The 12427-nt window shown below is 63.5% G+C and carries 14 protein-coding genes and 1 rRNA gene; 6 read left to right on the plus strand and 9 right to left on the minus strand.

What is annotated here, in order from left to right:
- Positions 1-19 precede the first annotated feature (19 nt).
- A complete protein-coding gene (locus FFS60_RS09630; protein WP_028630467.1) occupies positions 20-850 on the minus strand; it encodes an undecaprenyl-diphosphate phosphatase in 831 nt (276 codons plus the stop codon).
- A 305-nt stretch (positions 851-1155) separates the two neighbouring features.
- On the opposite strand from FFS60_RS09630, the gene pnuC reads away from it, so the two are divergent.
- The gene (gene pnuC / locus FFS60_RS09635) at positions 1156-1722 is read left to right on the plus strand and encodes a nicotinamide riboside transporter PnuC (protein ID WP_137821839.1); all 567 of its coding nucleotides are present in this window, start codon (positions 1156-1158) and stop codon (positions 1720-1722) included.
- Positions 1719-2240: an AAA family ATPase gene (locus FFS60_RS09640; RefSeq protein WP_137821840.1), complete on the plus strand. Its 522-nt coding sequence runs from the start codon at positions 1719-1721 to the stop codon at positions 2238-2240. The genes pnuC and FFS60_RS09640 overlap by 4 nt, the downstream gene beginning before the upstream one ends.
- Positions 2241-2371: 131 nt before the next feature.
- On the opposite strand, the gene FFS60_RS09645 is transcribed toward FFS60_RS09640, so the two are convergent.
- The 4 genes from FFS60_RS09645 to FFS60_RS09660 are packed head-to-tail and all read right to left on the minus strand — an operon-like array spanning position 2372 to position 4981.
- Entirely contained in the window at positions 2372-3694 is a 1323-nt protein-coding gene (locus FFS60_RS09645; RefSeq protein WP_137821841.1) for an ATP-binding protein, read from the minus strand.
- Positions 3691-4359, minus strand: coding sequence for a response regulator transcription factor (locus tag FFS60_RS09650; protein WP_137821842.1), 669 nt, complete (start codon positions 4357-4359; stop codon positions 3691-3693). The genes FFS60_RS09645 and FFS60_RS09650 overlap by 4 nt, the downstream gene beginning before the upstream one ends.
- Complete coding sequence (locus tag FFS60_RS09655) at positions 4359-4673, minus strand: PepSY domain-containing protein (protein WP_028630472.1); 315 nt, start codon at positions 4671-4673, stop codon at positions 4359-4361. The genes FFS60_RS09650 and FFS60_RS09655 overlap by 1 nt, the downstream gene beginning before the upstream one ends.
- Positions 4673-4981: a PepSY domain-containing protein gene (locus FFS60_RS09660; RefSeq protein WP_028630473.1), complete on the minus strand. Its 309-nt coding sequence runs from the start codon at positions 4979-4981 to the stop codon at positions 4673-4675. The genes FFS60_RS09655 and FFS60_RS09660 overlap by 1 nt, the downstream gene beginning before the upstream one ends.
- A 170-nt stretch (positions 4982-5151) precedes the next feature.
- On the opposite strand from FFS60_RS09660, the gene FFS60_RS09665 reads away from it, so the two are divergent.
- Positions 5152-6231 carry a patatin-like phospholipase family protein gene (locus tag FFS60_RS09665; protein WP_137821843.1) on the plus strand — a complete coding sequence of 360 codons (1080 nt, stop codon included), beginning with the start codon at positions 5152-5154 and terminating at the stop codon, positions 6229-6231.
- Positions 6232-6263: 32 nt separating this feature from the next.
- Positions 6264-7160, plus strand: coding sequence for a hypothetical protein (locus FFS60_RS09670; protein WP_137821844.1), 897 nt, complete (start codon positions 6264-6266; stop codon positions 7158-7160).
- On the opposite strand, the gene FFS60_RS09675 is transcribed toward FFS60_RS09670, so the two are convergent.
- The 3 genes from FFS60_RS09675 to hmpA are packed head-to-tail and all read right to left on the minus strand — an operon-like array spanning position 7112 to position 9783.
- A complete protein-coding gene (locus tag FFS60_RS09675; protein WP_137821845.1) occupies positions 7112-8302 on the minus strand; it encodes an NnrS family protein in 1191 nt (396 codons plus the stop codon). The genes FFS60_RS09670 and FFS60_RS09675 overlap by 49 nt on opposite strands.
- Complete coding sequence (locus FFS60_RS09680) at positions 8289-8546, minus strand: hypothetical protein (protein WP_028630477.1); 258 nt, start codon at positions 8544-8546, stop codon at positions 8289-8291. The genes FFS60_RS09675 and FFS60_RS09680 overlap by 14 nt, the downstream gene beginning before the upstream one ends.
- Before the next feature lie 55 nt (positions 8547-8601).
- Positions 8602-9783 (minus strand): NO-inducible flavohemoprotein, encoded by a 1182-nt coding sequence (gene hmpA, locus FFS60_RS09685; RefSeq protein WP_028630478.1) that lies wholly within the window; start codon positions 9781-9783, stop codon positions 8602-8604.
- A 151-nt stretch (positions 9784-9934) separates the two neighbouring features.
- Between hmpA and norR the strand changes: the two genes are divergently transcribed.
- Together norR and queD are read left to right on the plus strand one after the other, a co-directional pair.
- Entirely contained in the window at positions 9935-11485 is a 1551-nt protein-coding gene (gene norR / locus FFS60_RS09690) for a nitric oxide reductase transcriptional regulator NorR (protein WP_137821846.1), read from the plus strand.
- A gap of 115 nt (positions 11486-11600) precedes the next feature.
- Positions 11601-11957, plus strand: coding sequence for a 6-carboxytetrahydropterin synthase QueD (gene queD, locus FFS60_RS09695; protein WP_036997744.1), 357 nt, complete (start codon positions 11601-11603; stop codon positions 11955-11957).
- Positions 11958-12119: 162 nt separating this feature from the next.
- Here the strand turns inward: queD and rrf are convergent.
- Positions 12120-12235 (minus strand): 5S ribosomal RNA (rrf, locus tag FFS60_RS09700).
- Positions 12236-12427 lie beyond the last annotated feature (192 nt).

Here is a 12427-nt window from a genome sequence, read left to right on the forward strand (position 1 = left end):
TTCCCGGAATCAAACCCGATCAACCCTGTGCAGTCGACCAGTCGATCATGCCGAACTGCCAGGTCGCCAGGATCAGCAAACCGAAGCCGATGCGGTACCAGGCGAACGCCGCGTAGCTGTGGCTGCCGATGAACTTCAGCAGACTGCGTACGGCAATCATGGCGAAGACGAAGGACACCACCGAACCGAGGGCAAACACCGGCAGGTCGCTAGGCTGGAACAGGTCGCGGTACTTGTAGCCCGAGTAGACCGCCGCGCCAACCATGGTCGGCATGGCCAGGAAGAAGGAGAACTCGGTGGCCGCCTTGCGCGACAAGCCGAAGAGCAGGCCGCCGATGATGGTCGCTCCGGAGCGCGAGGTACCCGGCACCAGCGCCAGACACTGGGCGCAGCCAACCTTGAGCGCATGCTTCCAGGTCATTTCGTCGACGGTTTCGGCCTGCACCTGATGTTGGCGCTGCTCGGCCCAAAGGATGATCACACCGCCTACCACAAGGGCCGAAGCCACGGTGATGGGGTTGAACAGGTAATGGTGAATCACATCGGCAAAGGCCACACCAAGGACCACCGCCGGAAAGAACGCCACCATCAGATTGAGGGTGAAACGCCGAGCCCCGCGCTGGGTGGGCAACCCGACGACGACGTCGAAGATCTTCCGCCGATACTCCCAGACCACCGCGAGAATGGCCGCCAGCTGAATGATGATATTGAAGGCGATGGCCCGTTCACCGGTGAAGCCCAGCAGGTCCGCGACCACGATCTGGTGGCCGGTGCTGGAGATCGGCAGGAACTCCGTCAGGCCTTCGACAACCCCCAGAATGATGGCCTGCAAGGCCGTCCACAAATCCATTGAAACTCTCCCCCGAGGCACGCTCTTCAGGCGGCCTTTTCGTTACGAATGCGCAGGTAACTGGCACCACGAATGTGCCGAACGGCGATGAAACCAGATGCCAGCAAGCAGGTTCCGGGACGAACGAGCCTTCAGCCTTGCCCCGAAGCGCCGAAATGCTAACAGAGAGCCAATGGGAAATCGCGGCTAAAGGCTGATTGATAATGGCCAAGCTGCCTGCTGGGACAGTTCCGGGTGTAACCGCAACCAGCCGAAACCGCAGCGAGCCGCTACAATCGGCGGCTTTCTCCCATGGAATTGGCAAGGTGTCCCCTTTCGAACTCAGCGCCGCGGCCCTCGGCGTGCTGGCGGTATGGCTCACTGTCAGGCAGAACCCCTGGTGCTGGCCGATCGGCCTGATCATGGTGCTGATGTACAGCTGGATCTTCTTCGAGGTGAAGCTGTACTCGGACATGCTCTTGCAGCTGATTTATGCCGCGCTGCAACTTTACGGCTGGTGGCAGTGGACCCGTGGCGGCCTCCAGCGTGATGGTCGCCAAGTCAGCCGTCTGGGCGCACGACCACTGAGCCTGGGTCTGCTGGCGGGAACAGCCGGCAGCTTGGCCTTGGGCTATGGCATGGCGACCTGGACCGACGCCGCGGCTCCATGGTGGGACGCTGCACTCACGGCCTTCAGCCTGGTGGCGCAGTTCTGGATGGCGCACAAACGCTTGGAATGCTGGCTGCTCTGGATTGTGCTCGACCTGCTCTTCGTCCTGCTGTTCCTCAGCAAGGGCCTGTACCTGACCGCCGCGCTCTACGGACTCTTCACCCTGCTGGCCGTGCAGGGTTGGCGCACCTGGCGACGTGAGCTGGAGCCCGCCACGGCATGAAAGTACTGGTGCTTACCGGGCCCGAGTCCAGCGGCAAGAGCTGGCTGGCGGCGGAGCTGCAGGCCAGGTTCGGCGGCCTGCTGGTGGGCGAGTACGTGCGCCACTTCATCGATCGCGAGCAGCGCGACACGTGCTATGCCGACATCCCGGCTATCGCCCGTGGCCAACTCGATTGGGAAGACCAGGCACGCGCCAAGGCGCCTCCCCTGCTGATCCTCGACACGCACCTGCTCAGCAACATCCTCTGGAGCCGCAAGCTGTTCGACGATTGCCCCGACTGGCTGGAAGCCGAGCTGCGGGCACGCCATTACGACCTGCATCTGCTGCTGAGCCCGCAACACGTGGAATGGGTCGATGACGGCCAGCGCTGCCAGCCGGAGTTGGCCGAGCGCCAGGCCTTCTTCGAGGATTGCCGCGCCTGGCTGGAAGGCGCGGGCCAGACCTTGGAAGTGATCGAGGGCGATTGGGAGACTCGCCGCTGGCAGGTCCTACAGCGTGTTGCTCGCTGGCTACGCTGACCATCGAGGTTGAAGGGCGAACCTTCGGTCCGCTTGGCGAATGAATTCACCCCTACAACAGAAGCGAAGGCATCCAGCAGCAGGCTGCGGTCCATAAAAAAGCATGTGTGCCCCGCAGGCTCAGGACCAACCTACGAGGCTTGCGCAGCCGGCAGTTCGATGCGTACCCGCAGGCCACCCAACGGGCTTTCCTGCAGGCTCAGGCGGCCATTCCAGGATTCGACTATGTCACGCACGATGCCGAGCCCAAGACCGTGCCCAGCCACCTGCTCATCCAGCCTCGCTCCACGCCCGATGACGTCCTTGCGCTTGTCTTCGGCAATTCCGGGGCCATCGTCGTCCACCATCAGGCTGTAACCGCCCTCCCCGCTGCGAATGGTCAGGTTGACCTGGGTTTCCGCCCACTTACAGGCGTTATCCAGCAGGTTACCCAGCAGTTCCAGCAGGTCCTCCCGGTCCCAGGGCAGACACAAACCCTCGGGGGCGTCCCAGTCCAGGTCCAGCCCACGGTCGTGGATCATCGCCAGGGTGGAGAACAGGCCGGGCAGTTCCTCGGTGCAATCGAAGTGCGCGCCTGGCAACGCCTCGCCAGCCAGGCGCGCACGCCCCAGCTCGCGCGCCAGACGCTGCTCGATCTGCGCCAGTTGCTCACGCAGGATGGCGCGCAAGGCGGGTTTATCTTGCAGTTCTTCACGATCGGCCAGGCTGACCAATACCGCCAACGGCGTCTTCAGCGCATGGCCAAGGTTACCCAGGGCGTTACGGGAACGCCTGAGGGTGTCCTCGGTGTGGTTGAGCAGGTGGTTGACCTGTGCCACCAGGGGCTCCAGTTCCTCGGGAGCGTGACTGTCAAGCTCACTGCGCTGACCTTGCTGCAACTGCGCAATCTGCTGGCGAACGTCCTCCAGGGGACGCAATGCCCGGCGCACCGTGACGCGTTGCAGGGCGAGGATCAGCAGCAACCCGGCCACACCCAGGGCAAAGCCCGTCCACTGCACCCGACGGAAGCTTTCCAGTATCGGTGTGTAGTCTTGCGCCACAGCAATTCGCACGGGTCGCCCGAAGCGTCGGTAATCGCCGCGCCAGGTCAGCAACTCCTGATCCACGGGCCCTGGCAGCAATCTCTCGGCCAATCCCTTCTGTTGCGGCATCGGCAGCTCCGCATCCCAGAGCGAACGGGAACGCCAAGTCTCTTCGCCCAGGTCAATGATGAAATAGCGGCCGGAATAGGGTTGCTGATGGGCGGGATTCAGGCGCTTCTCATCGAGTTGAATCCCATTGGGGCCTCGCACCAGGGCACTTAGCAGCAGCTCGGCTTCGCTGCGCAGGCCTTCGGCCAGGTAGCGCCGCAGCCCCAGGTCGAACAACCAGAGACTCGTCTGCGCCAGAACCAGTCCCACCACCAGCAACACGCCAACCAGTCCGAGGCTGAGCCGGCGCTGGATCGACCTCATCGACCCTCACCGGTGAAGCGATAGCCCTGGCCGCGACGGGTTTCGATGACCTCACGCCCCAGCTTGCGACGCAGGTGATTGACGTGCACCTCGATCACATTGGAATCCCGCTCGGTTTCACCGTCGTAGAGGTGCTCGGCCAGGTGGCTCTTGGACAGGAGCTGGCCAGGGTGCAGCATGAAGTAGCGCAGCAGGCGGAACTCGGCGGCGGTCAGTTGGACCTCCTCGCCATTTCGGCTGACACACTGGCGCCCCTCATCCAGCTGCAGACCAGCCGCCTCCAACTGCGGCTGGTTGGCCAGGCCGTGCGCGCGACGCAGCAGCGCCTGGATGCGCAAGGCCAGTTCCTCCGGGTGGAAAGGCTTGGTCAGATAGTCGTCGGCGCCCGCCTTGAGCCCTTCAATCCGCTCGGCCCAGGAACCGCGCGCAGTCAAGACCAGCACCGGGGTCGACATGCCACCCGCGCGCCATTCCTGCAGCACCTCCAGCCCCGGCTTACCAGGCAGGCCGAGGTCGAGAATGATCAAGTCATAGGGTTCGCTGGCCCCCTGGTGCAACGCGTCGCGGCCGTCGGCCAGCCAGTCCACGGCGTAGCCTTGGCGACCAAGGCTGTTGCTCAGCTCATCGGCCAGGGGTACATGGTCCTCTACCAGCAACAACCGCATCAGTCGTCTTCCTCGTCCTTCAGAATGCGCCCGTCGCGGGCATCCAGTTCCAGTTCACGTACCGTGCCATCGGCGGTGACCAGCTCCACCTCGTAAATGTAGACGTCGTCCTCCTCTTCCAGCTCAGCCTCCAGCAGACGCGCCCCAGGGTAAAGCCCCAGGGCGCTACGCAGAAGCTGGTCGAGGGGCAGGATGACGCCCTCTTCACGGAGCTTGAGGGCCTCGTCCTGATCCAGGTCCCTGGCCACCGCCTCGAGGGCGAAAATGGCCAGGATCAGGGCAATGATCCCACTGTAACGAAGGATCCAGCGCATCAGTCGTCCTGATGATCCTTGAGGATCTGACCGTTGGTGGCATCAAGTTCCAGGTCCCACTGCACGCCTTGGGCGTCACGCAGTTCAACCTGGTAGATGTAGCGGCCGTATTCCTCTTCCAGTTCGGTTTCGTTGATGGTGCTGCCGGGGTGCTTGGCGATGGCCGCGGCATTGAGTTTCTCGAACGACTGGATGGTTCCGGCGTCACGCAACTTCAGGGCTTCGTCCGGGCCGAGATCACGAGCCTGGGCGATACCAGCGGTGGCAGCGAGCGTAGCAATGGCGAACAGGGCAGCGAGTTTCTTCATGAATTATCTCCTTGGGGGCTTGTGTGCTTTCGATGGGAGCAAGATACCGGGGACGACTTAATTCAAGCTGAATTCGCCTTAAGGCTTGGGACGGATCATTCACACCCTGAAGAAACTTGGCCTTGACGGGGTCGCCACTATAATCGCTGCCTTGCTTCCAGGAGACTCGCATGAGCGCCATCCAGATCAAGTTTCCCGCCCTCACACTGCGAGCAGGACGTCGCGCCCTGGCGCACATCCGTGGGCAGAGTCTGAAGCCGGCGGACGTCGGCATCCTGCCGGGTGCGGCGGGCGGCCCCAAGGCATTGGGTATCCAGGGCCTGGACCTGGCGCTGTTCGGTGAGTGGCTGCCGCGTGCACCGCGTGAGCGCGCCTTGATCGGCGCCTCCATCGGTTCCTGGCGCTTCGCCAGCGCCTGTTTGCCAAACGCCGTCGACGGCATTCGCCGCCTGGGCGAACTGTATACCAGCCAACGATTCCCCAAAGGGGTGAGCATGGCGGAAGTCAGTCGCCTTTGCGGCCTGATGCTGGATGAACTGCTCCAAGGCCAGGACGCGAAGCTGTTGGCCACCCCGCATTACCGCCTGAATGTCGTCGTGGTGAAGAGCCACGGCCTGCTCGCCCACGACCGCCGTGGTGCGCTGAGCCTGGGGCTGTCGTCGGTAATCGGCAGCAACCTGCTGGGGCGCCCGCACCTGGCGCGGCACTTCGAGCGGGTCATCCTCCACGATGCCCGCCAGAACCCACCGCTGGCACCGCTGTCCGACTTCCCCTCACGCTTCCACGCACTGGACACGGGCAACCTGCGCCATGCCCTGCTCGCCTCGGGCTCGATCCCTATGGTGATGGAAGGCGTGCGGGATATTCCGGGTGCCGGCCCCGGCACCTACCGCGACGGCGGCTTGCTCGACTACCACCTCGACCTGCCCTACAACCCGGGCGGTGTCGTGCTCTATCCACATTTCACCGACAAGGTGGTGCCCGGCTGGTTTGACAAGGGGTTGCCCTGGCGCAAGGGCGATGCCGAGCGACTACAGGATGTACTGCTGATTTCTCCCTCGCGCGAGTACCTGGCCACGCTGCCTCATGGCAAACTGCCAGACCGCAAGGACTTCAAGCGATATCTGGGCGACGACGCCGGCCGCGAGCGCTATTGGCGCAAAGCCATGGCAGAAAGCCAGCGCCTGGGCGACGAGTTCCTCGAACTGGTGGACAACGGCAAGCTGGGCGAACGCTTGCAAAACCTCTGACCTGAGACGCACGGAGCGAAGGGAGTACAGGGATGAAACTCGCAGTTGCCATCATCCATGGCATCGGCAACCAGCAGGACACGCAGAATGCGGAGGGACAACACGCATTCGCCCAGAACCTGATCGCTGGACTGCGCAAACGCCTGGGCGTGGAGGCGGACGACATTGCCTTCCAGTCACTCTACTGGGCGAGCGTGCTGGACAAACGCGAGCTGGACTATCTGGAGAAGCTCGAACACGAGCCGGTGCGCTGGCGCTGGATGCGGCGCATGGTCACCCTCTTCCTCGGTGATGCCAGCGGCTACCGCAAGGTCAGCCAGGCCTACGACACCACCTACGAGCAAGTCCACCAATGTGTGCGCAACGGTCTCAATGCATTGCGCGCCAAGGTCGAGCCGAATACCCCGCTGGTGCTACTGGCCCACTCCCTCGGCGGACACATCATCTCCAACTACATTTGGGACCAGCAGAAGCTCAATGCCACACCGAGCTGCCCGCGCGATCCCTTCATTGCCATGGAGACCCTGGCAGGCCTGGTCACCTTCGGCTGCAACATCCCGCTCTTCACCTTCGCCTATGACCCGGTGCAGCCGATCCGTTTTCCCGGCCACTGTCTCGATGAACGCCTGACACGCTCGGCACGTTGGCTGAACGTCTACGCGCCGGCCGACTTGCTCGGCTATCCGCTTCGTCCGGTGCAAGGCTACGCTGCCGTGGTGCATGAAGACCGCCCCATGGCAGTGGGCTCCTGGTTCCGCCGCCACACACCACTGAGCCATCTGGAGTACTGGAACGACGCGCGTTTCCAGGACTATCTGGCCCGCCACCTGCGCGAGCTGCTGCGGGCTTGCACCAGTACGTCACCCTCACAGAAAACAGCTCAGCCCGGCCTTCCATCCAGCCTGGGCGTGCACAGCAGCACCGCGTAGTGCCGCAGGAACAGCGCGAAGGCCACCGCCCAGCACAAGCCCGCCAGCCAGAACGCCGGACTGCCCAGCAGCGGAAGCAGCAGCACACGGGCGACGGCTCCCAGGTTGAGCAACGCGAATGCCGGCCCCATTGCACGTGGCGCGTCCAAGGGACGACCACTATGACCCAGGCTGACCCGCGCGATCATCGCCAGGATCAATCCCCCCATGGCCCCGACACCCAGCGCGTGCTGGGCCAGGCTCGGGTTGTCCAGCAACCCGAGGTGCCAGGCCGCCAGGGCCAGGGGCGCTACGGCCAGCCAGGCAAAAGCCAGGTGCAGCGGCCAGAGCAGCGTCACCCGCCAGATGCCAGCGTCGTACCAGCGCGCCAGGCGCAACAGGTTGCCGAGGCCCGGCAGCAGGCAGAGGATCGCCAGCCAGGGGGATCGCTGCAGGCTGGAACCCGCCGCGAAGCTGGCGGCCAGGAAGACGCTACCCGCCAGGCAGCTCCAGTCCAGCCAGGGCCAGGCCTTGGCCTGCTGGGTGCGGCCCAAGCCACGCTGTGTGAAGAACGGAATCACCCTCCCACCAATCAGCCCCATCAACGCCGCCACCAGCCAGAGCGCCGCCAGCACACCCTGGCGCTGCAGGGCCTCGCTGCCAACAGCCAGCCCCCAGAGCACCAGGGCATCGGCCGCCGCCAGCAGGCTCAGGACCAGCACCACGGGGTAGTTGTTACGCTGGCGCACGCGCCACAGGCTGCGCAGCAGCACCAGGGCCACCACAGGGAGGAAGGCCAGTTCCAGGGGAATCAGCAGCGTCAGGGGCGCGCCCAGTACCCAGGCCAGGCGGGCAGCAAGCCAGAGCAGCGCCAGGCTGGCCAGGGCGCGACCGCGCAAGCCGGGATTGCCGGTCCAGTTCTGTACGGCGGTGAGCAGGAAGCCGGCAATGATGGCGCCGCCGAAGCCGAACACCATTTCGTGGCGGTGCCAGGCGAGCCAGCCGCCTGCCGGATGCCAGGGGCCGAGCCGGCCGTGGAAGGCCATCAGCCAGAGCGGCACGGCCAAGAGGGCAAAGGCCGTGCCGAAGAGAAAGAAGGGGCGGAAGCCCAGGCGCCAGATCGGCCGGATCGCCAGCTCCCGCGAAGCATCAAGCAATTGCACAGGCCAGCTCCCGTTGTTCCTTGCGCATCTGGTACTGGGCGGTCAGGCGCATCACGTAGCCCAGCTTGATCAGGGTCGGCCCGAGGATCGACAGGCCGTGGGCGCCAACCAGCATCAGCAGGCCCAGGTGCGCTTCCAGGTAGTAGGCCCCGACGATGCCGAGCAGCAGTTGGGCCAGGCCTGTCCAGAGGAACAGGTGGGAGAGTTGCAGCAGGCGTTGAGGGCATCCGAACAGACTGGTCATGATCTCGCACTCCTCGTTGGGTTGCCCGGCGCTCCTTGGCGCCGGGCGATTGGGGTCAGGCCTCCAGCGCAGCGGCCGGTCCGAAGAACTCGTAGTGGCTCTGGGCTTCCGGTACACCGAGTTCGCGCAGGTGCTTCTTGACCTGGGCCATGAAGCCTTTCGGGCCCAGGAAGTAGGCATCCAGGTCACGCTCGGCAGGCAGCCACTGTGCCAGTCGCTCGCGACTCAGGAATCCGGTGGCGTGGGGCTGGTCATCCGCATGGGGCTCGCTGTAGCAGAAGAAGTGGTTGAACTGCGGGATGGCCGCGGCCTTCGCTTCGATCCAGTCGCGGAACGCATGCACCGCACCGTTGCGCGCGCAATGGATGAAGTGGATCGGACGGCCACTGTCCTGGGCGGCTTCCAGCATGGCCAGGGCCGGGGTGATGCCAACACCGGCGGTGATCAGCACCAAGGGCTTCTGGCTCGGCCGCAGGATGAAGTCGCCGGCCGGTGCGAAGAGTTCCAGCAGGTCCCCTTCCTGGACACGGTCATGGAGGAAGTTGGACACCTTGCCGCCCGACTCGCGCTTGACGCTGATGCGGTAGTCGCGGCCGTTGGGGGCGGCCGACAGCGAGTAGTTGCGGCGCGCTTCCTCACCATCGATATCCAGGCGCAGGCCGATGAACTGGCCGGGGGTGAAGTCCATCACGGCACCGCCGTCTGCCGGCACGAAGTAGAAGGAGGTGATCTCCGCGCTTTCCTGCACCTTGCGCTCGACGCGGAAGCTGCGGCCACCACGCCAGCCACCGGGGGCCTCGGCGCTCGCGGCATAGACTTCTTCCTCGGCACCGATCAGCAGGCCGGCCAGCAAATTGTAGGCCTCGCCCCAGGCGGAGATGACTTCGTCGGTGGCGATCTCTTCGCCCAGCACTTCGCGGATGGCGCGCAGCAGGCAGGTGCCGACGATCGGGTAGTGCTCCGGAAGGATCTGCAGGGCAACGTGCTTGGCGACGATGCGGTTCACCAGTGGGCCCAGCACTTCGAGTTGGTCGATGTGGCGGGCGTACATCAGCACGCCGTTGGCGAGGGCGCGGGCCTGGTCGCCGCTGGCCTGGTGGGCCTGGTTGAACAGCGGACGAACTTCCGGATACTCGGAGAGCATCATCTTGTAGAAGTGGGTCGTCAGGGCTTCTCCGCCGGTTTCCAGCAGGGGGACGGTGGACTTGACGATGGCACGAACTTGGCTGGACAGCATGTTGGGTCTCCGTTATCGGGTTGGTTCGTTCTGCCTGTTCTATTCCATCATTCATGCCAACTTTTTATTCTATATAAATCAATCACTTATATTTATTCGAGTTTTTCTGACTACACTAAGGAACAAGTCATAACGACATATCGGAGTCATAATGACACCCAACCCCCTGCTGCAGACCCTGATCCCCCTGGTCAGCGACCTGTCCCGAGAACTCCCGGAGGGCGAACGCTATCGGCGCCTGCTGGAGGCCCTGCGAGGCCTGCTGCCCTGCGACGCCACCGCCCTCCTCCGCCTCGACGGCGACCAGTTGGTGCCCATGGCCGTAGACGGCCTCAGCCAGGACACCCTCGGCAGGCGCTTCAAGGTGTCCGAACACCCCAGGTTGCAAGCCTTGATGGAGAGTCGTGGCGTTACCCGCTTCGCAGCTGACTGCGGCCTGCCCGACCCCTACGACGGATTGGTGGAAGGCCATCAGGACCATCTGGAAGTACACGATTGCGTGGGCTGCCCGCTCTACCTCGACGATCGCCCCTGGGGTGTCCTGACGCTCGATGCAATGGATCCGTCGCGTTTCGACGGGCAGGACCTGGACGTTCTCGAGGATTTCGCCAGCCTGGCCGCCGCCACGGTGAAAGCTGCCGAGCGCATGGACACCCTTACGCGTCGCGCCCAGGACGAGCAGCAGTTGGCAGAAATCTACCGCCAAGCCGCCGGGCAGGTCCGTCCGCAAGAGATGATCGGTCAGAGCGCCACCCATAAGGCGCTGATGGAGGAAATCAAGCTAGTAGGTGGCAGCGAGCTAACCGTACTGATCAGCGGCGAAACTGGAGTCGGCAAGGAACTGGTCGCTCAATCCATCCATAGCCGCTCCCTGCGCGCCCGGCAGCCCATGATCAGCCTCAACTGTGCCGCCCTGCCCGATACCCTGGTCGAGAGTGAGCTGTTCGGCCATGTACGTGGCGCCTTCTCTGGTGCCGTGAGCGAACGCAAGGGCAAGTTCGAACTGGCCGATGAAGGCACCCTGTTCCTCGATGAGGTCGGCGAGTTGCCCTTGGCGATCCAGGCCAAGCTACTGCGGGTGCTACAGAGCGGACAGCTGCAGCGGGTCGGCTCGGATCGCGAGCACCGGGTCAATGTGCGGGTCATCGCGGCCACCAACCGCGACCTCGCCGAGGAAGTGCGTTCCGGCCGCTTCCGGGCAGACCTCTATCACCGTCTCAGCGTCTACCCCCTGCGCGTTCCTCCCCTTCGGGAACGCGGACGCGACGTCCTGCTGCTGACGGGCTTCTTCCTTGAAGAGAATCGCGCCAGGCTTGGCTTGCGCAGCCTGCGCCTCAGCCAGGATGCCCAAGCTGCGCTGCTCGGCTACGACTGGCCCGGCAATGTACGGGAGCTCGAGCACCTGATCGGCCGCGCTGCACTCAAGGCCCTGGCGGCCTGCACCGAGCGACCCCGAATCCTCACCCTGACGGCCAGCGATCTCGCACTGCCCGGCAACCAGAGCTCGGCAACCATGCGCCCGGTGGAAGAACCGGAAGTTGCAGCGGTCGGCGATTTACGTGAGGCAGTGGATCACTACCAACGCCAGCTGATCACTGCAAGCCTGGAGCGCCAGGCACAGAACTGGGCTGCAGCGGCCCGCGAACTGGGCCTGGATCGCGCCAATCTGCTGCGTCTGGCCAAGCGTCTGGGCATCAAGTGAAGGGCTGGCTCGTCCGGCAATGTCTGTCTTTTCGGTCAGGCCGCCAGAGAGCTGGTAAAATCAGCGTTTTCCTGCTTTAGCCGGGATCCGGACTTCATCTCAAGAGCGTTACTCAGTGGAAATTTTCAAGGAATTCATATTCGAAGCCGCGCACCGGCTCCCTCACGTACCCGCGGGTCACAAGTGCGGCCGCCTGCACGGTCACTCCTTCCGCGTGGCCATCTATATCGAGGGAGAGCCCGATCCCTATACCGGCTGGATCCGCGACTTTTCCGAGCTCAAGGCGATCTTCAAGCCACTCTACGAGCAGCTCGATCACAACTACCTCAATGAAATCCCCGGCCTGGAAAACCCCACCAGCGAAGTCCTCGCCAAATGGATCTGGCAAGAACTCAAACCCCTGCTCCCGGAGCTCTCACGCATCCGCATCCACGAGACTTGCACCAGTGGCTGCGAATACCGCGGCGACTGACAGAGCATCAGAAATGCAAAAGGCCACCTTACTAGGTGGCCTTTTTGCTGGATACAGTCGCCAGATCACTCGCATCCGCCGCCCTGCTTGTCGATGCAAACTTTACCGCACACAAAGACAAACCCCCGACCCGCTTACGCGGATCGGGGGTTTGGGATAGAAGCTTGACGATGACCTACTCTCACATGGAGAAGCTCCACACTACCATCGGCGATGCGTCGTTTCACTACTGAGTTCGGGATGGGATCAGGTGGTTCCAACACTCTATGGTCGTCAAGCAATTCGGTTGGGATCTCGTCGTACGACGCAATCCCGAAATCTATGGCTTTCACTAATAGACAAACCCCCGAACCGTTGTCACGATTCGGGGGTTTGGGATAGAAGCTTGACGATGACCTACTCTCACATGGAGAAGCTCCACACTACCATCGGCGATGCGTCGTTTCACTGCTGAGTTCGGGATGGGATCA

This window comes from Pseudomonas sp. D(2018), from assembly GCF_005502555.1.
GTDB lineage: Bacteria > Pseudomonadota > Gammaproteobacteria > Pseudomonadales > Pseudomonadaceae > Metapseudomonas > Metapseudomonas resinovorans.